This is a genomic window from Paraglaciecola sp. L3A3 (assembly GCF_009796765.1).
In the GTDB taxonomy this organism is placed as follows: Bacteria; Pseudomonadota; Gammaproteobacteria; order Enterobacterales; family Alteromonadaceae; genus Paraglaciecola.
On sequence record NZ_CP047023.1, the window covers coordinates 1,879,344 to 1,903,972 of the forward strand.

Annotated in this window: 20 protein-coding genes; 12 read left to right on the forward strand and 8 right to left on the reverse strand. The window is 37.4% G+C overall.

What is annotated here, in order from left to right; genetic code table 11:
- Positions 1 to 653: 653 nt before the first annotated feature.
- From GQR87_RS07825 to GQR87_RS07855, 7 genes are all read left to right on the forward strand, one after another.
- A complete protein-coding gene (locus GQR87_RS07825) occupies positions 654 to 2,072 on the forward strand; it encodes a hypothetical protein (RefSeq protein WP_370459623.1) in 1,419 nt (472 codons plus the stop codon).
- A gap of 98 nt (positions 2,073 to 2,170) precedes the next feature.
- Positions 2,171 to 3,478 carry a sugar ABC transporter substrate-binding protein gene (locus GQR87_RS07830; protein ID WP_158968149.1) on the forward strand — a complete coding sequence of 436 codons (1,308 nt, stop codon included), beginning with the start codon at positions 2,171 to 2,173 and terminating at the stop codon, positions 3,476 to 3,478.
- Between the two features lie 67 nt (positions 3,479 to 3,545).
- A complete protein-coding gene (locus GQR87_RS07835) occupies positions 3,546 to 4,418 on the forward strand; it encodes a carbohydrate ABC transporter permease (RefSeq protein WP_158968151.1) in 873 nt (290 codons plus the stop codon).
- Positions 4,419 to 4,421: 3 nt separating this feature from the next.
- Entirely contained in the window at positions 4,422 to 5,252 is an 831-nt protein-coding gene (locus tag GQR87_RS07840; protein ID WP_158968153.1) for a carbohydrate ABC transporter permease, read from the forward strand.
- Positions 5,253 to 5,263: 11 nt separating this feature from the next.
- Positions 5,264 to 6,271, forward strand: coding sequence for an ABC transporter ATP-binding protein (locus GQR87_RS07845; RefSeq protein WP_158968155.1), 1,008 nt, complete (start codon positions 5,264 to 5,266; stop codon positions 6,269 to 6,271).
- Between the two features lie 261 nt (positions 6,272 to 6,532).
- A complete protein-coding gene (locus GQR87_RS07850; protein WP_158968157.1) occupies positions 6,533 to 7,213 on the forward strand; it encodes an HAD family phosphatase in 681 nt (226 codons plus the stop codon).
- A 21-nt stretch (positions 7,214 to 7,234) separates the two neighbouring features.
- Positions 7,235 to 8,194: a sugar-binding transcriptional regulator gene (locus GQR87_RS07855; protein ID WP_158968159.1), complete on the forward strand. Its 960-nt coding sequence runs from the start codon at positions 7,235 to 7,237 to the stop codon at positions 8,192 to 8,194.
- A 57-nt stretch (positions 8,195 to 8,251) separates the two neighbouring features.
- Here GQR87_RS07855 and GQR87_RS07860 read toward each other — a convergent pair whose 3' ends face one another.
- Entirely contained in the window at positions 8,252 to 10,093 is a 1,842-nt protein-coding gene (locus GQR87_RS07860) for an arylsulfatase (RefSeq protein WP_158968161.1), read from the reverse strand.
- A gap of 120 nt (positions 10,094 to 10,213) precedes the next feature.
- Positions 10,214 to 11,347 carry a LysM peptidoglycan-binding domain-containing protein gene (locus GQR87_RS07865; RefSeq protein WP_158968163.1) on the reverse strand — a complete coding sequence of 378 codons (1,134 nt, stop codon included), beginning with the start codon at positions 11,345 to 11,347 and terminating at the stop codon, positions 10,214 to 10,216.
- A gap of 344 nt (positions 11,348 to 11,691) precedes the next feature.
- Here GQR87_RS07865 and GQR87_RS07870 point away from each other — a divergent pair, with 344 nt between their 5' ends.
- On the forward strand, positions 11,692 to 13,491 hold the full coding sequence (locus GQR87_RS07870; RefSeq protein ID WP_158968165.1) for a sulfotransferase: 1,800 nt from the start codon (positions 11,692 to 11,694) through the stop codon (positions 13,489 to 13,491).
- 81 nt (positions 13,492 to 13,572) lie between these two features.
- Here the strand turns inward: GQR87_RS07870 and GQR87_RS07875 are convergent, their stop codons facing one another.
- The 3 genes from GQR87_RS07875 to GQR87_RS22630 form a co-directional block, all read right to left on the reverse strand.
- On the reverse strand, positions 13,573 to 14,703 hold the full coding sequence (locus tag GQR87_RS07875; protein WP_158968167.1) for a hypothetical protein: 1,131 nt from the start codon (positions 14,701 to 14,703) through the stop codon (positions 13,573 to 13,575).
- Positions 14,690 to 15,196, reverse strand: coding sequence for a hypothetical protein (locus GQR87_RS07880; protein WP_158968169.1), 507 nt, complete (start codon positions 15,194 to 15,196; stop codon positions 14,690 to 14,692). The genes GQR87_RS07875 and GQR87_RS07880 overlap by 14 nt, the downstream gene beginning before the upstream one ends.
- 87 nt (positions 15,197 to 15,283) lie before the next feature.
- The gene (locus GQR87_RS22630; protein WP_370459631.1) at positions 15,284 to 17,599 is read right to left on the reverse strand and encodes an SdrD B-like domain-containing protein; all 2,316 of its coding nucleotides are present in this window, start codon (positions 17,597 to 17,599) and stop codon (positions 15,284 to 15,286) included.
- A gap of 292 nt (positions 17,600 to 17,891) precedes the next feature.
- Here GQR87_RS22630 and GQR87_RS22635 point away from each other — a divergent pair, with 292 nt between their 5' ends.
- Positions 17,892 to 18,032 (forward strand): hypothetical protein, encoded by a 141-nt coding sequence (locus GQR87_RS22635; protein ID WP_158968173.1) that lies wholly within the window; start codon positions 17,892 to 17,894, stop codon positions 18,030 to 18,032.
- 1,104 nt (positions 18,033 to 19,136) lie between these two features.
- Here GQR87_RS22635 and GQR87_RS07895 read toward each other — a convergent pair.
- The 3 genes from GQR87_RS07895 to GQR87_RS07905 all read right to left on the reverse strand — a co-directional run bounded on the left by GQR87_RS07895 (position 19,137) and on the right by GQR87_RS07905 (position 21,250).
- Complete coding sequence (locus GQR87_RS07895) at positions 19,137 to 19,931, reverse strand: hypothetical protein (protein ID WP_158968175.1); 795 nt, start codon at positions 19,929 to 19,931, stop codon at positions 19,137 to 19,139.
- 81 nt (positions 19,932 to 20,012) lie between these two features.
- Entirely contained in the window at positions 20,013 to 20,675 is a 663-nt protein-coding gene (locus GQR87_RS07900; RefSeq protein ID WP_158968177.1) for a hypothetical protein, read from the reverse strand.
- Between the two features lie 50 nt (positions 20,676 to 20,725).
- Positions 20,726 to 21,250 (reverse strand): hypothetical protein, encoded by a 525-nt coding sequence (locus GQR87_RS07905; protein ID WP_158968179.1) that lies wholly within the window; start codon positions 21,248 to 21,250, stop codon positions 20,726 to 20,728.
- Positions 21,251 to 22,271: 1,021 nt separating this feature from the next.
- Between GQR87_RS07905 and GQR87_RS07910 the strand changes: the two genes are divergently transcribed.
- The 3 genes from GQR87_RS07910 to GQR87_RS07920 are packed head-to-tail and all read left to right on the forward strand — an operon-like array spanning position 22,272 to position 24,629.
- Complete coding sequence (locus GQR87_RS07910; protein ID WP_158968181.1) at positions 22,272 to 23,312, forward strand: hypothetical protein; 1,041 nt, start codon at positions 22,272 to 22,274, stop codon at positions 23,310 to 23,312.
- A 31-nt stretch (positions 23,313 to 23,343) separates the two neighbouring features.
- Positions 23,344 to 23,844: an adenylyl-sulfate kinase gene (locus GQR87_RS07915; protein ID WP_158968183.1), complete on the forward strand. Its 501-nt coding sequence runs from the start codon at positions 23,344 to 23,346 to the stop codon at positions 23,842 to 23,844.
- An 8-nt stretch (positions 23,845 to 23,852) separates the two neighbouring features.
- Positions 23,853 to 24,629, forward strand: coding sequence for a class I SAM-dependent methyltransferase (locus GQR87_RS07920; RefSeq protein ID WP_158968185.1), 777 nt, complete (start codon positions 23,853 to 23,855; stop codon positions 24,627 to 24,629).

Sequence of the window (24,629 nt, forward strand, 5' to 3'; positions counted from 1 at the left end):
TAGCAAGGCGGATTGTCGTACGTAATAACGTGTTATTGCTAGACTCTCATCCAACGCGGCTAGGCACAAAAAGAGCGTTATCGAGAGGTTCGGCTTATCCAGTATTCAGGTTTTCTATTGTTCTTCAGTAATAACTCTCATTACAGAATTGCTTTATTTCGTTTGATTCAACGATCTTTCTCACTTGTTTTTAACTAGCCGAAGTTCGAGCTATTCCATCAAAATTAATCACTCATTACTGCTATCAATTTTACATTTTCAGGCTTAAACCACACTTTTTGTAAATTTTAATTAGCTGTCATTCTGCAAAAATATAATCTTAGACTATTATTAGGCCAACCAATTCCAATCATGTTTTTTAACAATACATCATTTAATGTAAATTTAATTAACAATACAAGTTGTTGTATTTAAAGTTGATTTTTATTTTTGTTGATAAATGTGATGTGTTTTGTAAATAAAATGGTTGACTGTTTATTATCTATCAGGGAATATGCTCACGAGTTGAGCAAATGACCAAGCAAGGGATTGAACTTCATTAAATTTGTTATATGCCTTTCTGGTGTTGGTATAAAAATAAAGTTTAATTGATTGAAAAATGTTCAGCAGAATGGATTTCATTAACCTATTCACACACATATAGAGAGTCAACCATGTTGAAAAATATACAAAACACACATACTTTGTCAGCAGACAAAAACGCACTTACTATCTCTAATTCAAATGACCGCAATAGATCAGTATCTAGGTTTGGCAAGCTTGGTTTGCTCGCCGCTGCAGTTATGGCTGCATCAGCCCCAGCTCATGTTCAATCTGCAGAATTCCTTGATGGTCTAGCTGAAATTAACTTTTTAGCGCTGCAAAATTACCAAGCTATTCAAGCGAAAGATGGTGCGTTTCGACCTGCGGACGAAGAGCAGTCTTCAGGTTTTGGTCGAATGAGGTTGAACCTACAATTTAAGTTCCACATCAATGAATATATCACTGCCGATGTAGACATTGCCGAAGAGCCGAATGACTTTGGTAATAACGGTGATCGAGATTTCTCATTCCACCAAGATTTTGCAGGTATTGAATTTGAACTCTTAGGGCTTTCTGGCATGGCGAGCGACGACTCTAACCTAACACTCCGTTTGGGTAACATTGGTGCTGCTCCGTTCAATTTTAAAGGTTTTCAAGACGGCGCTGACAACCAAGGTAATGCACTTATTGGTAATGGCATAACAGATTACGCAACCGCAGAAAATGGTGCGCAGCTAAGTTATAGCAAATCATTAAGTAACGGTCCTATCCGTGCCTACAATATTGCTGCTCATATGACTACCTCAAGTTTTGGTGAGGCCTTCCAAGAAGACAGAGGCTTTAACTATAGACTTGAAGGTACTCTTGAATTTGCTGGCGGTTTTAAAGCCAGTATGAAGTTATTCCAAGCCAACCAAGGCGATCAACTACGCTTTGATGGTAATGGTGTTGCAAGTTTAGCTGGTTTAACAACCACTAATTATCGTTTTGGTGATGGTGAAAACTATAACTTCTCTGCTTCAGCTTCGAGTGAACGTGATACACATGTTGGCATTATGCCTGGTCTTGAGCAATCAATTATGCAGTTAAATTTAGCTTATCAGCCTAACGCTGATACCAGTGTGATTTTCATGATTGGTCAGTCTAGTGATGATTATACCTTTGCAGATGCTGACGGTAACGCAGTAGCTGGCGTTACATACTTAGGTGATGCGAATGGTGCGGCTGATCTTACAGGGACTACTTTCGATTCAAGTACTGTGATTAAAGGTGAGTCGTCGGTTGATTATTGGAATATTGAAGCACAACACTACATTATTCCTGGCAAATTTTATCTAGCGGCCCGTTATCAAGAAGCTGAAAATACTTCTGATTTAATTGCACAAATTGACAACAAGGTTGAGCGAATTCAGCTGGCAGCTGGTTATTGGTTCAATGACAAAACGCTTTTGAAGTTTGAATATGTTGATCAAGATGAAGGTGTTAACTCTGGTGGTCAAATAGGTACTGGTTTTGACGGTTTCACTTCTGAGATTTCTGTTAAATTCTAAAAACATTAGTCGCTTTAGTTTTACCAAGAATAAATTAGCAAAACAGTCTCATCTTAGTTAGGTGAGACATTAATTTTGAATAATAAGGGGAATACCCAATGTTGAATAAATTAACAATAATGGCATGTGCAGCTCTGTCAATGAGTGCAACAGTCATCGCAGAAACTATTACTATTGCCACAGTTAATAACGGTGACATGATCACTATGAAAGAACTTAGCGGTGATTTTGAAAAGAAAAACCCTGATATAGAACTTAAATGGGTCACACTTGAAGAAAATATTTTACGTCAACGTGTTACTACTGATGTTGCTACTAAAGGCGGTCAGTATGATGTGATGACCATAGGTACATATGAAGTACCAATTTGGGCTAAACAAGGCTGGTTACAAGAATTAGACAACCTTGGTGCATCTTACGATATGGATGATCTTTTACCGGCGATAAAAGATGGTTTGTCGGTAAATAAAAATTTATTTGCTGCTCCGTTTTATGGTGAAAGTTCTATGGTTATGTACCGTACGGACCTTATTAAAAAAGCCGGTTTAGACATGCCAAAAGCACCAAGCTGGGACTTTATTCTTAAAGCAGCAGAAGCAATGACCGACAAAAATGCTGGTATCTACGGAATATGTTTACGTGGTAAAGCAGGTTGGGGCGAAAATATTGCCTTAATCACAGCTATGTCAAATTCATTTGGTGCACGTTGGTTTGATGAAAATTGGAAACCTCAGTTTGATACTAAAGAGTGGCACGATACGCTGCAATATTACGTCAATATCATGAATAAGTATGGCCCTCCTGGCTCATCTGCTAATGGTTTTAACGAAAACTTAGCATTATTCCAAACCGGTAAGTGTGGTATGTGGATTGATGCAACTGTTGCAGGTGCTTTTGTTACTAACGAAAAAGATTCTGAAGTAGCAGATAAAGTCGGTTTTGCTTTGGCTCCAGATAATGGTCTTGGTAAACGTGGAAATTGGTTGTGGGCTTGGACATTAGCTATTCCATCTAGCAGCAAAAAGTCAGATGCTGCAATGAAATTCATCAGCTGGGCAACATCTAAAGAATATTCTGCTTTAGTCGCTTCGAAAAAAGGGTGGGCAAAAGTGCCTCCAGGTACACGAGCTTCTTTGTACAACAATTCTGAATACATGAAAGCTGCGCCTTTTGCGCAAATTACTCTAGATTCTATTCAATCAGCCGATCCGGTTAACCCAACAGTTAAACCTGTTCCTTATGTGGGCGTTCAATTTGTGGCTATCCCTGAATTCCAAGGAATTGGTACTGCAGTAGGGCAACAGTTTGCAGCAGCACTTACTGGGCAAATGACGGTTAAACAGTCTTTACAGAGCTCACAACGTTTAGTTGAGCGTGCAATGCGCAAAGCTCGATATCCTAAATAGTTAATTTTTAATTGGTGGGTAAGTGCTCAGCACTTACCTTTAACTTCACTTATAGAAGGTCTAGGTTATGGCAACTACCAACTCCCGTTCACTCGCCAGACTAATGTTGATCCCATCCGTTTCATTATTGTTGATTTGGATGTTAGTTCCACTATGTATGACATTGTATTTTTCTTTCTTAGACTACAATTTGTTAAGCCCGGGTACTGAAGAATTTATTGGCTTTTTAAACTATGAATTCTTTTTAACCGATCCGGCATTTTTTGCATCATTTTTTAATACTCTATTACTGGTTGGCGGGGTGTTGATTATTACTCTTGGTGGGGGAATTGGTTTAGCCATATTGCTCGATCAAGCTATATGGGGTCGAAACTATGTTCGTATCATGGTTTTAGCACCATTCTTTGTAATGCCTACGGTTTCTGCATTAGTGTGGAAAAATATGCTGATGAATCCTGTTAATGGCTTATTTGCGCATTTTGCCAATTGGATTGGCGTTGCGCCAGTTGACTTCTTTGCTCAGATACCTTTGTTATCCATTATCATTATTGTGTCATGGCAGTGGTTACCCTTTGCAGCATTAATACTACTGACTGCTATTCAATCTCTTGATAGAGAACAACTTGAAGCCGCTGATCTAGACGGGGCAGGGCCTATCAGTAAGTTTGTTTATATTGTTCTTCCTCATTTATCTCGTGCGATTACCGCAGTGATCTTGATAGAAACAATCTTTTTACTGTCAATTTTTGCTGAAATATTGGTCACCACTAGTGGTGGACCAGGATATGAATCCACCAATATTACTTACCTTATATACACCCAATCCTTGTTGCAGTTTGATGTAGGTGGTGGATCAGCCGGTGGTATTGTGGCAGTGATAATTGCCAACATAGTCGCTATTTTCTTAATGCGCTTAATTGGCAAAAACTTAGAGGGCTAAATCATGGCGTTAAATAATAGTAATCGCTCAAAACTTATCTATACCTTTTTAGCTTGGACCATCAGTGGTTTGATATTTTTCCCCATTTTATGGACGTTATTGACCAGCTTTAAAACTGAAGCTGAAGCAATATCATCCAGTCCGAGCTTATTTATGTTCGACTGGACCTTGGAGAATTACCAAGATGTACTAGCAAGGTCACCTTATTTTAGTCATTTTTGGAACTCTATCGTTATTTCAGTAGGTTCTAGTTTATTGGGTTTATTAATCGCTATACCTGCAGCTTGGTCTATGGCTTTTGTGCAGACTAAAAGAACAAAAAACTTATTGATGTGGATGTTATCGACAAAAATGTTGCCACCAGTAGGAGTGCTTATCCCAATCTATTTATTGTTTCGTGACTTTGGATTGTTAGATACAAAATTGGGACTGGTGATAGTGATGACCTTGATCAACTTACCCATAATGGTTTGGATGCTATATACCTACTTTAGAGAGATACCTAATGAAATATTGGAAGCATCACGTATGGATGGGGCAAATATAACAGAAGAGATTTTTCATGTGTTATTACCTATCGCTTTGCCAGGCATTGCTTCTACTTTGTTATTAAATGTTATTTTAGCTTGGAATGAAGCTTTTTGGACGCTGATTTTAACCGCCGCAAATGCTGCCCCATTGACCGCATTTATTGCCAGTTATTCTAGTCCAGAAGGGTTATTTTACGCCAAGTTGTCTGCTGCATCAGCAATGGCCATAGTGCCAATTTTAATACTTGGTTGGTTTAGTCAAAAACAATTAGTTCGCGGATTAAGTTTCGGCGCGGTTAAATAGGAGAATTCAAAATGGGCAGTATCACACTAAAAAAAGTGACAAAAAGTTTCGGTGACGTAAATGTAATTAAGCCGATTGATTTAGAAATTAAAGACGGTGAATTTATTGTATTTGTTGGTCCTTCTGGATGTGGTAAATCTACCTTATTGCGTATGATAGCTGGTCTTGAAGACACGACTAGCGGTAATATCGAAATTGACGGAGCCGATGCTACAGATACACCGCCAGCCAAGAGAGGCTTAGCTATGGTGTTTCAATCTTATGCTTTATATCCTCATATGACGGTACGTAATAATATTGCTTTTCCGTTAAAACGAGCCAAAGTCAGTGCTGAAGTTATCGAAGAGAAAATTGCTAATGCGGCAAAAATATTAAATTTAAATGATTACTTAGATCGTAAACCAGGCCAATTATCTGGTGGACAACGTCAACGGGTGGCTATTGGTCGCGCTATTGTGCGTCAGCCATCTGCATTTTTATTTGATGAACCGCTTTCTAATTTAGATGCATCTTTAAGAGTGAACATGCGTTTAGAGATTTCTGAATTGCATAAAAGTTTAGCTACAACAATGGTTTATGTGACCCATGATCAAGTTGAAGCCATGACTATGGCAGATCGTATTGCGGTATTTAACGCAGGTATAATTGAGCAAGTGGGCACACCTTTAGAGCTATATAACAATCCGGTAAACCGCTTTGTGGCTGGATTTATTGGCTCACCTAAAATGAATTTTATTGATGTGCAACCAACAGGCAATGATAAGACTTGTAGTATAGGTATTCGTCCAGAACACCTACAAATATCTACCGAAAGTGGTATGTGGCAAGGCAAAGTGGGAGTCGTTGAACACTTAGGTTCAGAGACATTCTTACATGTACATATAGATGGTGCTGATACTTTGACTGTTAAAGCTGATGGCGAATGTGCCTTACAATACGGCGATAATATTTATCTAAGTGCTGCTGATAACAAAATTTTACATTTTGATAAAGCGGGCTTGACGATTACTACAAAATAAACTTGATGGTAATTGGTTACACTTTTACCACAGACTTTGGCTTTATGAAATTATCCATAAAGCCAAAGTCTGTAAATGTTCAGTGGTTCTTTGATATTTAGTACCTCAACATTTTTGCAAATGTATGTTTTAATTAAGCTCTTGATTAAAAATAATATTCTCTCATAACAATTTTATATTATGGCTTAGTGCGCTTTACCTAAAAGAGCGAGCCCAATAGTAAATTGTATCTAGAAAGTAAACTCTAATAGGCTTAATAACATGGCTGTAGGTGGTTCTTCTGCATTTTCTCATCCTATCGATTTAGTGATTTTTGATTGTGATGGTGTGTTAATTGATAGTGAGTACTTGAGTAAACGTGTGTTGTTAAAAATGCTCAAAGATGTCGGAGCTGACGTATCTGCTGATTATTTTGACAAAAACTTTCTCGGTTATAACTTTGAACATGTGACGGCAAAAGTATTAGCTGATTTTGCTGTTACCTTAACGGATGATTTTCGTTTAGCTTACAGAGCGGCGTTAAAAGAGGTGTTTGCTGTTGAATTGCAACCCACTATTGAATTAGAAAAAATGTTAGATAAGTTAAAAGTAAAGTCTTGTGTGGCTACCAGTAGCAGTCCAGCCAAGGTGGGTAATGCGCTCAATGTTACAGGTTTAGACCGTTACTTTTCCGGACATGTATTTACCGCATCAGAAGTGAAAAATGGTAAACCTGCGCCTGATTTATTTGTGCATGCTGCCGCTAAAATGGGGGTGCCAGCAGAGCGGTGTTTGGTGATTGAAGATTCGCAAGCAGGGATCCAAGGCGCTATAGCGGCTAATATTTCTGTGATCAGATATGCAGGCGCTAGTCACCTGATTAATCAAACTCATCAAGATGACATAAAAACCATTAAGCATTGGCAGCAATTGTATGACTTACTGCCAGCATTAAGTCATTAATAAAAATATATAGGGGGATGCGTGGCAAAGTTATCGAAATCAGAAGACAGAAAACTAGATGATGCGGCCCGTGCGGGTTGGTTATATTATGTGGCCGGTGATACGCAAGATGAAATCGCCAAAAAATTAAATATTTCGCGACAGTCGGCGCAACGTATGGTGGCTTTATCGGTCAGCGAGGGGTTAATTAAAGTTAGGCTTGAACATCCCATTGCTAAATGTATGGATTTAAAACAACAACTGAAAGAGCGCTTTAACTTACAAGACTGTACAGTAGTGCCAAGTGTTGGTGAAGATCCTAAATCTACTGTGGGCCTAGCTCAAGCTGGAGCCAGTGAAATAGAAAGACATTTGAAATCTACTGAACCAAAAGTATTAGCTATGGGCACAGGTCGAGTGTTACGTGCTTGTGTCGAAGAATTGGCGCTATTAAATTGTGCTCAACATCAGGTGGTGGCTTTGCTTGGTAATATGGCAAGTGACGGCTCTGCATCACCTTATAATGTGGTGGTGAGTATGGCTGAACACATTAATGCTAAACATTACCCTATGCCTTTACCTGTGCTTCCCCGTAGCAAAGAAGAAAAAGAGCAATTACACAGTCAATTTTATGTAGCAAATAATTTAAAACTAGCGGCGCAAGCCGATGTCACCTTTGTTGGGGTAGGGAATTTAGGGGCGAATTCACCTTTGCATCTAGATGGATTTATTACCAAAGAAGAATTAGACGAGTTACTTGATAAAGGCGCCGTAGGCGAAATAATCAGTTGGGTGTTTGATCAAAATGGTCAGTTATTAGACTGTGCGGTAAATGACCGAGTGGCAAGTACGCCGTTAAAAATCGGCTCTGAAAAGTTAGTTTGTGCTATTGCTGCTGGTGAAGACAAAGTACATGCTATTTTAGGCGCGTTACGGTCGCAATTAATCAACGGCTTGATCACCAATGAATACACAGCTGAGCGTATTTTAAGTTTTAAATAAAGATTGCTGAATTAAACACGACCTATATATTTTTAATGTGTATAGGTCTGAGAAGTTTTATTTACTGGCTTTTAAATACATATAATAAGCGCTTAAATCTTCGCCATGAGTATGCAATAAGCCTTCTATTTTGTGTAAACCTTTGCTTAGATTGACGTTAAATGTAGCCACTTTTTGTTGTTGGGATATATTTAGTAATGTTTTTTGCTGATCTAATATTAGTTCTACAGACTTAACCTTAATGGCTTGGCTGTGAAGTTTATATAAGTTGAAATTTTGATCTAACCTTTTGTCGCTAAGGTCTTTTTGATACAGATCACCAAAACTCAAAGCTGATTCTTTTGGCCAACGGCTGAACTCTACTTGATAATTTCCCGCTACTTCAACATCAATATACCAAGCTCCACGATTACGAATACCTGCTCGTACATGTGATTGGTCGTAAGTGGCGATATCTCCTGACCATGCTTGTGAGGTTAAAGTGACTTCAGCTTGTTTGGCTGGATTAATGATTGTGGGAGACAAACGTTGATATTGCGTCACATCTGCCCACCAATCTTGATAAAAGGTTTGTAATTCAGCGGCTTTTTTAGGGTACTGCTGCGCTAGGTTTTTACTTTGTGTTCGGTCACTTTCTAGGTTAAATAATTTTTTACCTACTAAGCGCCATTTATCTTGTAGAACTACATAGTCTTTATCTTTAACCAATGCGCCATCACCAAGAGGTTTACCAAACGCTGCTTGATTGTGGATCACCATTTTACGCTGGGCTAAATTATGTTGATTGTCGTTTAAAATAGGCGCTAGGCTACTACCATCAAAGTCTACGGTTTTTGGGAGTTGTAGCTTTAATAAATCGATCAGGGTAGGTAGCACATCAATTTGTGCGGTGAGTTGTTGCCGAGTTTGATTGCCAGTAAAGCCACCTTTTGGCCAATACCAAAACGATGCGGCGCGATGCCCGCCTTCGTAGGCAGAGGTTTTACTGCCACGCATATTGGCATTGTAACCTGTAACTGGCAGGCCATTCTTAGGTCCTTCATAACCTTTACTGGTGCCATTGTCTGTCATATACAAAATTAGGGTGTTTTCAGCCAAACCATTTTGCTGTAAGTAGTCTCTTAATTTACCGACATTTTTATCTACAGTTGTGATCATGCCATAAAATCTGGCGCGGCTTTCTGGTACACCTTGCTCTAAATAAGGTTTAAATAATTTTTCCTCAACGTTAAAAGGGCCATGGGGCGTATTAGCCGCCAAGTAGATAAAGAATGGTTTTTGCTCAGACTGGCTTTGGCTAATAAATTTTTGAGCTTGCTCAAACCACACATCTGTTGTGTAACCTTGAGTTTTAACTGGTACACCATTTTCAAAGTAAGTGTCGTCAAAATAGTCGTTACCCCAGTAATCTGGTGTTTCACCGGCTACACCACCACCATGAATAAATGACTTATCAAACCCTCTATCTGTAGGTCTAAAAGGGTAGTTGTCGCCTAAATGCCATTTGCCAAAAATGCCTGTGGCATAGTCATTATGTTTAAATACATCTGCCATGGTCATTTCTTCTTTATATAAATGATTACGACCGGCAAAGGTTAGCCACACACCAACTCGACTCGAATATCTACCTGTCATTAAACCGGCACGGGAAGGCGAACAAGTGGGATCTACATGAAAGTCTGTTAATTGAATACCGTCAGTAGCGAGTTTGTCTAAATTAGGCGTTTTGACTATTGGATTACCCGTTACTGAAAAATCTCCATAACCTTGATCATCTGACAACAAAACGATGACATTGGGTTTTTGTATGGCATTTTTATCGCCATGATGATTGGCTAGGGCATTAATACTGTATGTATTGATCAGTAAACTAATGGCAATGAGTAACAGTCTATTCACACTTAATTCTCTCATGGTTAACAATTTACAAAGTGTGATTGTATATGTAAATAAAGAGACCTGTATATAAAATTACGAATAATTTACATTTAAACTATTAACTCCTATGCAAAGACAAAATTATTGTTTAGATACATTGATAGCCGTGCCTAAAGGAATGTTGTCTACTTTTAAACTTGGATTCCATTGCAATAGATCAGCAACTAAAACGCCGTACTTTTTAGACAATTGATACATAGTTTCGCCTTTTTGCATGATATGCAGGCGAGGAGGGGCAAGGAGAATAGTGTTTGTATTCTCGGAATGATTAGTTTTATTCGTTGTTTGAACTGTTGTTTTAAGAACTTGAGGCACTGTTTGTTGGGGTTTAGTCTCAGCAGTCTCAGCGGCACGTAATTGATTTAATGCTAGGGCTCGTCTTTGTTCACGTTTGGTCAAAATTATATATTTGCGGGTATATTCATTGTTAGGGAATAATGAATATAAGTGATTACCTATTTTAGTGACTTGGTCTGATTGATTTAGCGCTATGTAAACTTCGATTGCCGTCCACAATGTTTTTGCATCAATTGTCACTTTTGTACTTTCATACTTAGTCATTAGCTCTTGCGCTGCAGAAAACTTTTGCTGGCTTACCTTGAGGTAAGCTAAGGCTAAGTAAACTAAAGGCTCATGTGACTGAGTATTGTCGAGTTTTTCTAGCCAATATCTAGCATCATCTAAACGCTTGGCATTAAAAAAACACAAACCAATTTGCGTTAACACGTTACTTTGTAGGGTAGGGGCTGAAGGCGTTGATGGATCATCTGCAGTCGAAGAGCGGGGGCTGATTATTACTGCCTCACCATACCCTTGTAATGCAGGCCATTTTTTCTCAACGCAGAAGTAATCGAGTAAATTTTCAGATACCAGTTGTTGGTTTAACTGTGGTTCAAATTGTTTATTATCCAGCGCCATTAAAAAGGCCTGTTGAGCGGCAACACTATTTCCTTTGGCTGCATAAAGTTCGGCTTGGACTAACGCAAAGTCAGTTGATTGCTCTGGATTTTTTAGTTTATTGAAGTTTTGTTGGGCTTTATCAATATTGCCAATCAGTAAATAAGCACGAACATAAGACAAGAGTGTTTTATTCGATAAGTTTGTATCAGCAGCCGGAATTTTATGTTGATTTAGCTGAGGAGTAGGAGCAGTTTGCTGAGAGGAACAAGCCACCACTAATAATAATCCGTTCAATAATAATGTTTTTCGTATCAACCGCTTTGCCTGCTTAAAATAGATAACTAACCATAACGATTTTAGTAGTGTGAGGTCAATTCTTTGTTTTTTGCAGCATATAAATAATGAAACTGATTAGTTTGATAGGCTGACAAATTATTGACAGTAAGTTTTCGCTGCCTCTGTCTTGAAAATTTTATCTCTGTAAATGCACTCATATGGAATTACAAATTTCTAAATGCTGTTCAAACGGAAAATATCAGGAGTAACCTAATAAAACTAAATGTAATTTCACTAAGAGGATGGCACAAAAATAGCTTAGAAATAGATTAAGTAACACAAGTATCAACGATATTTATAAAACAAATAAAGAAGAAAATAAAATGGAAAGTAAATTAGATTTGGAGCTTTACAATCAATCATGCAAAGCATTTAACCAAAAAGACCTAAAGCAAGCGCTAGAATTATTGAATAAATTTAAAGTGGCAAATGGGCTAGATGATTCATCCCAATTACCATTTGATAAATCATTTTACGATCTGTTGGTGAATTTTGAGTTTGGTAGAGTCAACCGCACCATAGAAAATATTAATTATGTATTGGTATTAGCGAGTAAATTACTGCAAAACAAAAGTTTGCAGAAAGCAGAAATTATACAAATAAATATTATATTAGGGGAATGCTTTTTAGTTTTGGACAACCTTGATAATGCTTTGAATGCTTTTAGTAATGTGATTAATCTTGATATCAAACAAGAGCATAAAACAATTTGGTTTAAATTACTTTATCTGTTGAGTCGTCACGGAGGGTATGCTAAAAAATTTGAAGAGTTAGCAAATATTACTCTAACGTGGGAGGTATTTCGCATTCCCACACATTTCATTTTATTGGATACGGCTATATCAAGCTTAAATAAAAAAGTAGCCGACGAACAGATTCAAGCGTTAAAGAATGATTTAGCTTTATTAGATCTTGAGCAACAGATAAGACTATTCAATGCATGTGTCAATGTTTCTGAATATGCTCTAGCAAAAGAAGTTTTAGATAATTCTCGCATTTCCAAAGACAATTATATTTTTTACGAACCAGCTGTAGCTAATCTTGCATTTAATAACAAGGAATATGAGAAAACGCTGTCAATTTTGAATAATATTAAACAACAGGTTTTTGAGGCTAACCCAGCCTATGTTTTATATTTAAAAGGAAGAGCGTATGACAAAACAAAAGATTATTCTCAAGCATTTTCTAGTTTTACCGAAGCCTCAAAATATAAAGAAAACGACAATATTAAAGTGCAACAAACGAATAATATCTACATTGCTGATTATCCTTTGCTTTATCAAAACGTTGATTTTCAGGTTCTTAAGAATCTTCATCAAACAAAATCAGCAGAAACTGAAATATATTCCCCAACATTCCTACTTGGCTTTCCTCGTTCCGGAACTACCTTACTTGATACTGTTTTAGATACACAATCTACTCTCACCGTTTTGAGTGAACGTCCAACTATTTTCATTGTTATTAAGGAAATGTATAAGCGATTTGGCAAATCTTACCCTCAACAATTAGCAGAGCTAACCTCAGAAGAGATACAGGTTTTAAGACAAGTATATTATGATGGTGTCGATAAAATCACGAGCCACTCTGTTGATCTAGGCAATCATTTAATTATTGATAAAATGCCTTTAAATACCCAACATATTCCTTTGATACTCCTTCTATTCCCTAAGGCTAAATTCATTTTCTCTGTGCGCCATCCTTTAGATTGTTTGATTAGTACTTGGCAACAAAATTTATTATTTAGTACCGAATTTAATGCAGAGATGACGTTCTTAAGTACATTGGAAAAAATTACAAAAAAATATATCGATGTTTTACAACATTTTGAACGGTGCGATAAATATTTTGATTTAAACGTACATTTTATTAAGTATGAAAATTTGGTTGAAAATTTTAAATCAGAAGTAGAGTCACTGTTGGCATTTTTAGATATTTCTAATAGTAGTGATGATTATTTGACATTTAATGCACATGCAAAAACGAAAATTATCAATACACCTTCTCGAGATCAGGTGACAGAGGGCATATACAAAGGGTCTTTATATAAATGGAAGCACTACGAAGGTTACTTGGAGGCAGAGTACCAAGATCTTAAGTATTATATCGATAAATTTAATTATTAAGGCAGAAAGATAACCGCGAAAATGAAGTTACATATCAGAATAAATTGTTAATGTAACTTCATCATAAATTGCCTTAAATAGCTAACGAATGGCGCAGGGTGCAACATCACTCGTTGAAAACGACATATTTTCGGTCATTGGAAAGAACTCTATGTTTTCATTGGGTTCAAACAAAATGCCGGGAGCGTAATTTGTAAATATGCGATCGCTAATATTTTTGACCTGTCCTTGAACAAAAATATCGACTGTTATGTCTGATATTGCTGTTACCAGACCAAAATAATTTTCAGTGTAACTGCAGACCATTTCGCCGACATGTAAAGGAATCCCCTTAACGTTACTCCAAGTTGAATAAACAGCACTGCGTACTTTAGGTATTCGCCAAGTTTGCAGTTCAGGCATATAATCGGACATATCCCAATTATTATCCGGCGTTGGCGACTCTTTGTTCCAACCGGTATCAGCTTCTTTCGCTAAATAAGTATTATTTAAATTCTGGTTTTCATTCGCAAGAGAAGCAACTGCTAAGCTTTTATATTGTGCCTGAGGGTCGTTTATAAAAGCTTTATATGATTCCAAAGATAGGTATTCATTCAAAAAATCAGTTAGTTCTGAGAGGCTTGTAATGTTCTGTTGAACCATCGTTAGAAAGTTTAAATAATATGGCAGTAAGGACGGGTTTTCTCGGTGCATTGCCACTAATGCATCATTTAATACAAACATCTCAGCATAAAAGCTAAATAGTCTATATTCTTCTTGATTTAAATAACGGTCTAGTATTGTTCGGCCTTGTGATTCGAAAATTGTATCGTACTCGGTAAATTGGTAACACACAGGAATGCAAATATATTTATCTTCAAAGTTAGGCTTCAACAAATCTATACTTTGCTGGTCAGCTTGTGTCGCTAATCTAATTTGACTGAAGTCTAGTTCAGGCTGATTTTCTATCTTTTTAATACCTAGCTTGGCCGTTATGGTATAGCCTAAATTAGGTAGTTCGCTTGAGGTATAATTTGACAATGCTTTCCATTTTTCAGCAGCAATTTGATGTTTTTCTCCAGCACTTTTGATCTGGCTTGAACATGCGCTCATCAACATTAGCACAGCCAAAAGAGATATAATGCTATAATCCAACACCTTAATTTTTATTAGGTACTGAGCTCTTATTAACGTTAGGTTGAAGAATAAATGTGACATATTAAGGTAGTTCATTCCAAGCAATGGCATCATCGAAAACAAAATTAATAGTTTGCCCAGGAGGTATGAGCTCATACACTGTTAAATCGCCTCCAACATCAATATTAATGATGCCAGAATCTCCACTATTGATTTGTACATATTCAGTAGTATCGAAGATAACTTTTTGACTAACGTCGCTTATAAGGTGCATTCTTGGATTAAAGCGATAGCCATTGTCATCGTCTAATATTCGTTTAAATCTAACCTGCACTTGTTTGTTGGGATTGGCTATGATGGTGTACTTGCCAACTTGTCTCCCTTCACTTGGTAAATCGCACAAAAAGGTGCCTTCAAACGCGATGATTCGACCATCAGCAGGAAGCATTCGGCAACTGCCAGTACTTAGGGTTAGTTTTCCAAAGTTAATTTCTTGGACTAAATTAAAAGTAGGGGTAATAGCTAAAACATTGAAACTCATCAACGTAAGATTCAAGTAAAAACTAATACCAAAAATATACTTACACATTCTAATTTTCCCATACTTGGTTCATTTAACACAACTTTCTAGTCAAATTGACTGCTCTAATTTATCTTGCGTTATCATTCAGAATTCCTAGAAACTAGCAATATTTCTAAAAGCACTACTTGATGTTACCCATCCAGTTACGCCAGACGTCGCTAGAGCATTATTTGCGCTCTTTTTGCCTGGGTATACCTGACTTATTAAACAATAAAGTGTTCTTCCATCATCCATAGTCTTGGTAGCGGTTTGGGCATTGCTAATCTTGTTATATTGAATCGGTAAATTCGCTGAGGTTATTGCCGTATTCGATGCGTAAAATTGAATTACCCAGCCTGATTTTTTTGTGTTTATTCTTTCAGAGATAGACGATTTGGTTTTAACCATGGCTTTTTTAGCATTTTTGAACTCTTTACGAACAAAGTATGTTTGTTCTTGTCCGATATTTTGATTAGCGAATGTTAGGGCTTCCTGCATTGATTCGAAATGGCCATAGGATAAACGCAGCAGGGTATTAATGTCATTCGAAGTTAAGTCAAAATTTTGAGCTGGTAATTTAGCGCTATTTAAGCGTTTTATAACGTTTTGTGCGACTTGTTCGCTGGTGTATGCACCCAATTGAATAATAAAGTCGCCGGCTAGTGTTGGTGCAGAGTTCGATGAATCTTGATATTGTTTTTCGATTGTACCATTCAACGCAATAGGCTCAATTGATTCTAGAATTGGTTCAACTGCTTTGCCTGCTGTTTCGCTGCTAAATGTATCTTCTAAGGAAGATGGAGCAGGTTCAAAGTCACGTTCTGGCAAGGTACTTACTGAAAGGCTAGGTAAACCGTTTTCCGTCTTCTGGTTCTGCAAAAAAGAGAATTTTTGGGGTACGGTAGCTGCTGTTTTTGTAATCGCTGACTCAGGTTTCTTTATTGCAATACTTTCTTGGCTTTGGGCACTATTTTCATTTTGTTTACTCAGAGCAAGAGAATGTTTTGCCATAACCTTATCTTTGGTTGGTAGGGTAAAGTAATTTTGTCGTTTTTCAGGATCTTCATCCCAAATGACAGGTTCAGAATTTTTTGAATTCAAGCTATGGGTAACAATCGCTTGCTGCATAGGATCACTATCGTCATTTACACGTCTAAGCTTAATAGTGGGTAATTCACTGAATCCGCCTTGACCACCTGTTAATAAAGAGTAGCCAATGGTTTGTGAGGTGTAGCCTTGTTCGCGTAAGTTAGATTCGGTCACTCGAATAGTAAATTTTCCAGGACTTAATCCATTAAATTCATAATAACCATCAAGATCTGTTTCTATTGTTTGTAAAAATTCACCGTCACTATCTATTAATTCCATACTAATATTTTGAATGCCAACTTCTTGACCATTTTGTGTTCTCAATACAAACCCTATTATATCGGTAGACAACACAAATGGCATGTTTACGTCTATGTAGGCGCCTGGGTGTGTGTACACCAAATAATCATTATTTATTGTATTGCTGCCTTGTTTCCACTTTCCTACGAAACTAAACGGAGTAATCGCAGTGACACCGGGTAAAACAGTGCGTCCGTTCTGACCACTTGTTAACGATGCCCATTCAGGGCTGCCATAAAACTCAACATCGGCCAAGTTGTAATCTAGTGGATCAGGTACACCGTTGAGCTGACGATCTAGATAAGTATGTATATCAAGGGTAGCGGTATTACTTTGAATGTTTTTATTAAATAAAAATTTATTGTTTTGATAGTCGTAACCTAAGAATAGTTGTATGCCTAATTGGAAAGACCACTTATTAAATTCGTCGTAGTTTGTTGACACATTAAGTTGAAATTCATCGGCTTGCCAAGCTGCTCTATGACCTACACGCCAATTTGCTGTACTTTCAGCAAAGGGTAGGTAATTTACACTAAAACTATGGTAGCCGTCCCAACTATCTCGAAGATTTCGTTGTAAAATTAATGAAGATGCTTTTGAAATAATGTCGTCTTCTTCAGGTTGATAACGCAAATTTGCACTAATCCTAAAATCATATGGTAAACTACCGCTTAAGCCTAAAGTGCCGCTTATCGAATTAGATTCCAATTTATCTGTGGTAATACTCGTATAATTTAAATCATGTCTGATGATTAATTGCCCAATGTTACCTGAGATCCTGTTACCAACACTTGATCGTTTTAGTAAATCACTTTCACTAAAACTTGCACTAAAGTTAATATTGGCAAAGTCTGTTGGTCTTGAATATGCACCACTAATACTCGTATTCTTGCCAGGCGAGCTGATCCTATTACTGGTAAAATTGTCAGAGGATTCAAACTCTAATGTATAAGAATCTCTAGAAAATAGTCTGCCTTTCAAAGAGGTTATCTGAGCGTAGTTTCCGTCTTGGTCTACGGAAAGATCATTTTCAAACAGCATACCAGGAAAAGTCAGAGCATTGGTTATATTGTAAAATTGTTGTTCGTTCTCTATCCCAGCAAAGCCAAAGCCTATTTGCCAATTATCAGTGACGCCATAACCAAATGTAGCACCATAGTCGGTTAATTTGTAATCTGCATCACTTTGATCGTTGATTAATCTATGATTGCTGTCTAAAGCGTAAAAACTATGAGTGAACTGGCCCTTGTTTAAGGCATTTTTAGTTAAGTCTAGTGACTTTTTGCGCACTTGGGTTTCACCATAAGGACCATAGAGTTTAATTTCATAGTTATTGAGACCATATTCTACTTCTACGTCATCGAAATTTAACAACCCATCATTTGGTACTGTAGTTGCTGCTAAGAAAATATTATTTCTAAACAATTCAGCCTCCCATCCTGGAGGAGCGATCTCTTGTAGATTAATAGCTTGATTGCTGCGGCGATAGTCCCCTGCACCTAGCTTGTCGAATTTAAATCCAATACCTCCACTAGTATTGGTACTGATGCCATTAGTAACACTGCTAACATCTCCTAATTGATATTGATCGTATAAACCTAATATGGGTTTATTGGGTGCAGATTTGAATCGGCTTAATACAAGTCGAGCTGCTAGATCACTATTGTTGGTATCACTTAAAGTTAAATTAGCTGAATGATAGAGCAGGTCTGAAACTAATTGCACCGAACCATTAAAACCAGTTGAATTTTTGTCTGTTTCTGCAGCAAGCAGCACTCTTCCATGAGGTACGGTGAATAAACGATACTGGTCTGCAATAGTAATAGGGTCTTTATTCAGTTTAAATTCATATCGATCGCCGGTAAAACGATTTAAGGTTCGTTGAGTTGCTTGTTGTGCTAACTTTTGCACTGGAAATACTAACTCATCTTTAGCGGTAGTGAGTTTTAACTCGAGGGTTCTATTTAAAAATTCCATTTTTGCGGGAAAAAGTTTTTTGATTAACGCTAACTCGGTAAAAAAGTAAAAACCATCGGTTGCCCACAAAAAGTCACTTGGAACATTTGATTGTTGCTCAAGGTTAAAGGGTATTACCTGTTCATTTTTCCAGATGCTTAAACTACTGTCTGTTATGGAATAACGTATTTTTAATCCGTCGAACAGAGGTTCAATGGCTACCAGTAACTTATCGTTTATTTGATAAACATCAATCGAACGAGTGATGGTTGTGTTATTGAGTCTCACATCTACTAGTATAATTTGCTCTTCATCTAACTGTACTTGACGTAATGATTCTGCACGTAGATAAACAGAATTCATTGTCATAATTATAAACAGAAGAAAATAAACAAAAAATTTCATATGAATAGTCGCGGCGCCAAAGTATTGTCATTCAATTCTTTGCAAAGCGATTTTCATGCCAATTACTTAAGCATAGGAAATGTTTTTAAAGTCTGACCTGAAGGGAGAGTAGAAATATGCAGATTTCATAGGATTGATATTTGCAGTTTTTATCATATGACATAAGGGCTATCTCATGCCATATAACTAGATAATCAGCAGATTTTTTTAAGAGCGACTAGTCAATGATGACATCTTGTTGGTGAGTTATTGTGCCGCCGTATTTTTTATCTTCAACAAAACGCAATGCTAACTGGTCAACAGGAATGTTTTTGAATCCTAGTTTGTGGGAAGTTGATGTTGTTTCTGTATATAAAGAGTTATTGCTAGTAAAACCTAATACTTCGCCATTATTTTTATTAACAAGCTCTATGTCACCGTACACCGAACGATCACCCTTTCTGTTAACTGTAAAATGAACATATTTATTATCAATTGACATTTTACTAAAGCTAATTTCTGCGTTTAGTTTACCGGTACGCACAACAATAGGCACATTTTGTACTAATCGTGGCTTGACGCCAATTGTAGGTAATTCAGAAGTCGTCGCAGATTTTGGCGTAGTATCTTCTACCTGGTCACAATATACTTCTAAGTAAGAACGATACTCAGCAGGTTGGGTGTTAGCTTTACGCCTTAGGGTAAAACGCACTGTTTGTGGAGACCGACCATCAGCAGTGAAATTTTTAGGCGAGAAACGGATCCAAGGTTTTGCCGAATTTTCAGGCACAATATCGTCATCTAGCTGTGTTAGTTGACCGGTTTCATCAAAATCGTTATGCACTAAACTTAACTGGCAAGATTCCGCAACTATTGATTTGTTGTACATCACAAATGAAGCCGTACTGTTATCATTATCTAAATAAATTCTATAAGTAGATAGACTCATAGCATTGCTAGTAAATGACGTGAGAAATAACAAGTTCAACACTAGGGTTAAATATAATCTGTTATTTTTACTTGTAATGTACATTTTTATTCCTTAAAAAAGCCATGATAGTGATACCACTATCATGGCTTTATACTAAAAACCAATTCGTTGAGAGTCAACTAATTAGTAAGTTACTACTACATCAAAAGGCACTACATAGGGCTTGGCTGCCGTCAAACCGATTGATGTTATAACAGAACCACCTAGTGCCAATACAGCTTTACCTACTTCAGGAGTACCTTGTCCTGCACTTGTTATTAGGTCACCAGCGCTCGCTAGTTGTATGTCTGAAGTTGTAGCATTGGCATCAACGTCAGTGCATACGTCGCCGTCTGGATCACCATCATAATCGCTTACACAACCTGCTGCAGTGAATATTAGTCCACCAGCGGAAGCTGAATCTTCCAATGTAATCTTCACTTTTGCACCTTCTGCGCCATCGATTTCATAAATACCCACAACACCGGGTACTGCACTCGAGCAACCAGCAGTGTCAGTCGACATAGCGCCAGAACCGGCAGCTGCATTTAGCGTATAGGGTGCAGTTACATTTGCAATTTTCATAACAGTTTCACCAGGGAATGCATTAGTAGCATTTGGCAGAGCCATGTTACACTTCGAAGTTGCTGCGGGATGCAGACCATTAATGACCATAGACGTGGTTTCTGAAATGGATACATTTTTAATAGTCGAAAATGTACCAGTAAACTGTGCATCAGCAGCAAAAGTACTCGCACTTATGGGCAATAGTGCTACCGCCGCAATTTTAAATATTTTATTTTTCATCTTTAACTCCAAATACTAAATAATTGTGTTGTATCTTAAATTAATACCAATTAATAAATGACATTCACAAGAAAGGTTGCAGTGTAGGGAGTATCAGAGGTAAGCCCCCCAGCTAGTGTAGATATGGTGCCGCCGACGCTAAAGTAGCCGATTCCTCCTGCTGCTGCTGCTCCCGGCCCTGTCAACGCTAAAACATCAGATGCGCCTGGTAGGTTAACAGCTGACGGAGTGCCCACCGTTAGTGCACCGCATAGCTCGGCACCACTTGCCGCAGTAGAAGCATTGTCGTAGTCAACTGCACATGCGCTGTCTGGAGAAAACGTAAAGTTGTCTGTTTGAGCTTCAGAGTTAAGGGTGATATTAACTGAGAGAGTTGGCTCACCAGTTACTGTGTATAATCCGGGAGTACCAGCGTTTCCTGTAACACAACCTGCACCTGTCAATGCACCAGGAGCGTCTGAACCAGAACCAGCAGCCCAAGTTCCATCAGAGAGTACTGTGGCTGGTGCCGGAAATTCGCCGCTTAATCTACAAGAGACTAATTCGTCAGTTAGGATCGAAGTTCCGAAGTCCAAGGGAGTAACTTCATCGATACTTACGTCGGCAATTGTATTTACCGTTAGGTTGAAGGAATCGGCATAAACATTAGAAGCGCACGCTGCCCCTAATACAACAGCCCCGATTTGAAGCGCCAGTTTTGTTTTATTTGGTTGCATAGCAACACTCCTATTTAACAAATTTGAGTTAATTGTAACAGCATTACATTGTGATGCTTATCAATTAACGGTTTCAATGATATAACCCTAAGGTTACATATTAGCCTTAACGGCTCTCATGAGTAAATCTTTAGAAAAACTAGAGAATACCACCGTAAGCTGTCAATTTAACTTAACTCATAAAATGCTTACTGCCCCTGCACCACTCTAAAATGTAGGGTATCATTGCTCTCAAATACTTATCGACCGTAATTAGTTAAAAATTAGTTTTTTTTTTATTAATTTTATTAATTTAGATTTTGAAAGCAGTTATTACAGATTTTCTGCTTTTTGATATAGACAAAATATGTTCGATTATTACCTAGTAATTTTCAAACATTTTGACTCAAATACAGTATATAATCCTAAACATAGGTATGATTCTTATATGTAAAATTTATTAGCAGGCTAATTTCAAAGTGACTTTCAAGTTTGTCTTGGTTATTGGTTTTTTTTAAGCTAAAGCAAGCTAAATGCCAAACAACAAAAGTTTAGAATAAAACCATAATTGGCTATGTAGTACCCTACAGATAGTATATTAAAGCCTATTTTCTATTTCTTGACGACTCTCAATTTCTTGAAAACCAGACATCAACGGCAAAATTTCACCCAATTGGACTTTTAGCGGTAATTTTATGCCCAATTTATGTCAAGAATAGTGATGAGCTTAATTTCTGAAGGAAAGTATATAGGAACTGTGTTCTGGCATGCTTCATGCTAGGCAGACTGTTAAGTTGTTTAATTTTTTGGGTCTTATTACCGTTAACAAGCAATAAAAGATGTGTTTAAGTTGCACATGCCTTTTTAGTATTGTCTTAATGATTAAGTGAATTGTCTGAATATGCGTAAAAAATTTAAAGTTGTATCTATGGGCCGAGTTGGTACGTTAGCGATGAACAGGTTTATAAATAACCACCCTGAAATTTGTTTACCTTCATTTAAGGAAGCAGCAAGAATATTTGCTGACCCTAAAGAAAATATTGCGAAACTTTTAGAAGGAGCAGACCACTCTGAGAAGGTAAACGGGATTATTATTCATAGCCCAGTGTTTTTAGATAAAAAAAATAGACGGGCGTTAACAAAGCTTAATAACATCAAAACAGATGCTCTTCTTCATTTGGTGAGAAACCCAATGGAACAAGTTAAAAGCTGGATCAATCACATTAATGCAAGTGCTGAAATTGGTATTTTAGGGTGGGGGAAAATTCCTCCTACTGCGAAGGGGCTATTCGAACAATACCCGCAACATTTTGCGACAGTTAAATCTGGTATGCAATGCAGAACCTTTTACAAGGGTAGTAGTAATATCAAACTGATCGATTTTCCTTCGTTGTCAAATACAAACGTGCATAACACCATGGCAGGAATTTTTAATTTTTTGGGTGTGGATGATTATGATTTAGGTGAAATGATACAACAGCCCCAAAACAACTATACTCGAGAGCTGCTAAGCCGAGGTCTGCATTTTAAGCTTAATGGAGAAACAGTAAAAGTATTCATGGCACCGGTTAATTTATTTTTTCATGACGACAAAGGAATTAAACCCTGGGTTACCATTCATGATACTCAAAAAATTTATAAGTTATGCCCCACGTTGCCGCCTATGGATGGTGACTTATTGTTTGGCGCACAGAGTAATGATGAGTTTAATAAATTGTCTTTTAAAACTAGAAAAATGGTCAGTGAAGGAATTCAGGATATTTTGGGTGAAATTCTACCTGTTTGGGCAAAGCAAGCAGAAGACATTGCTCAAAAAATCGAAGCAAACAAGCTAGTAAACTTAAGAGAGCAAGATATTGATTTTATCAAGGATACATTAAAGGACGATATGGAGATTTTTAAACGTTACCACCCAGAAGTGCAAGCAAAGTGGGGCTTTTAGATCGTGTTTATTTCAAGTATAGCTATTTAAAATGGTAATTTGGTTAACAGGTCTACCCGGGGCGGGAAAAACGACTATAGGTCAAATTTTGCTTTATAAATTACGTGCCTTAAATAAACAAAGTTTATTGCTTGACGGCGATAAATTGAGAGCGGCACTAGAGCAAAATAACTATGATCTAGAGAGTCGCAAATCTATTGCATTTACCTATGGACGTTTAGGGCAAATGTTTTCAAATCAAGGTTCAGTCGCGATTTGCGCCACAGTTTCAATGTTTGATGACGTTAGAGCTTGGAATGCGCAAAACATCTCAAGTTATCTTGAAGTATATGTGAAAGTGTCACCAGAAGTTTTACATCAACGTAATCAAAAGAATTTATATTCCGATGCAGAAACAGATAATGCTGTGAATATTGTTGGCTTTGATATTGCTGTTCAAGAGCCAAAATCACCTGATTTAGTATTAGTGAATGATGGAGAAGTCAGTCCAGAATCATTAGCCGATCAAATTTTAAATTTAATTAAAGAGTAGACATTCCTATGACGAAAAAATTAGGTGACTTTACCGGTTTAGCTGAAAATTATTCTAAATTCAGACCTGCTTATTCGCCCTTTATTCTAGACGCATTATTAGGAATAACTAATAAACCTGTCGAAGATATAGATTATGTAGATGTAGGCGCAGGTACCGGTATTTGGACTAGGATGGTCGCCTTACGAGGTTTGAATTCGGCAACGGCGGTAGAGCCAAATGATGACATGCGCAGTTTTGGAATAAAAGATTCTGAAGCAACCAGTATTAATTGGGTTAAGGGCGATGGTGAGACAACTAACTTGCCGAATAATTCTGCTGATATATTAACTATGGCCTCGTCTTTTCATTGGGTGGATTTTGATAAGGGTATTGCCGAGTTTAGTCGTGTGTTACGTGATCAGGGGATATTTTGTGCGCTATGGAATCCGAGATTATTAGAGGCTAATCCACTATTAGTTGAAATTGAGCAGACCTTATATGAAATGGCTCCTCATATTAAACGAGTATCATCTGGGAGAGCGACTTTTACTGACACCCTCCTAAATAATCTCAATGATTGTGAGCAGTTTTCTGACGTTTTGTATCTAGAGGGTCGACACGTAGTGCAACAGACTCCAGAGGAATATATAGGTGTTTGGTGGTCAGTAAACGATATTAGAGTGCAGGCAGGCGAGCAATGTTTTGCCGACTTTATGAAATACGTAGAAGCAAAAGTAGTTGATTTACCTTTTATAGAAACGACCTATCAAACTCGTGCTTGGGCGGCAAAAGTCAATAAATGA

Excerpts from the sequence above, each read along its gene's own strand:
- GQR87_RS07835 (WP_158968151.1), top strand. The coding sequence starts at position 3,546 with ATGGCAACTACCAACTCCCGTTCACTCGCCAGACTAATGTTGATCCCA.
- GQR87_RS07840 (WP_158968153.1), top strand. The coding sequence starts at position 4,422 with ATGGCGTTAAATAATAGTAATCGCTCAAAACTTATCTATACCTTTTTA.
- GQR87_RS07850 (WP_158968157.1), top strand. The coding sequence starts at position 6,533 with ATGGCTGTAGGTGGTTCTTCTGCATTTTCTCATCCTATCGATTTAGTG.
- GQR87_RS07845 (WP_158968155.1), top strand. The coding sequence starts at position 5,264 with ATGGGCAGTATCACACTAAAAAAAGTGACAAAAAGTTTCGGTGACGTA.
- GQR87_RS07880 (WP_158968169.1), bottom strand. The coding sequence starts at position 15,196 with ATGTGTAAGTATATTTTTGGTATTAGTTTTTACTTGAATCTTACGTTG.
- GQR87_RS07895 (WP_158968175.1), bottom strand. The coding sequence starts at position 19,931 with ATGTACATTACAAGTAAAAATAACAGATTATATTTAACCCTAGTGTTG.
- GQR87_RS07830 (WP_158968149.1), top strand. The coding sequence starts at position 2,171 with ATGTTGAATAAATTAACAATAATGGCATGTGCAGCTCTGTCAATGAGT.
- GQR87_RS07910 (WP_158968181.1), top strand. The coding sequence starts at position 22,272 with ATGCGTAAAAAATTTAAAGTTGTATCTATGGGCCGAGTTGGTACGTTA.
- GQR87_RS07825 (WP_370459623.1), top strand. The coding sequence starts at position 654 with ATGTTGAAAAATATACAAAACACACATACTTTGTCAGCAGACAAAAAC.
- GQR87_RS07900 (WP_158968177.1), bottom strand. The coding sequence starts at position 20,675 with ATGAAAAATAAAATATTTAAAATTGCGGCGGTAGCACTATTGCCCATA.
- GQR87_RS22630 (WP_370459631.1), bottom strand. The coding sequence starts at position 17,599 with ATGCTGTTTGAAAATGATCTTTCCGTAGACCAAGACGGAAACTACGCT.
- GQR87_RS07870 (WP_158968165.1), top strand. The coding sequence starts at position 11,692 with ATGGAAAGTAAATTAGATTTGGAGCTTTACAATCAATCATGCAAAGCA.
- GQR87_RS07915 (WP_158968183.1), top strand. The coding sequence starts at position 23,344 with ATGGTAATTTGGTTAACAGGTCTACCCGGGGCGGGAAAAACGACTATA.
- GQR87_RS07875 (WP_158968167.1), bottom strand. The coding sequence starts at position 14,703 with ATGAACTACCTTAATATGTCACATTTATTCTTCAACCTAACGTTAATA.
- GQR87_RS07920 (WP_158968185.1), top strand. The coding sequence starts at position 23,853 with ATGACGAAAAAATTAGGTGACTTTACCGGTTTAGCTGAAAATTATTCT.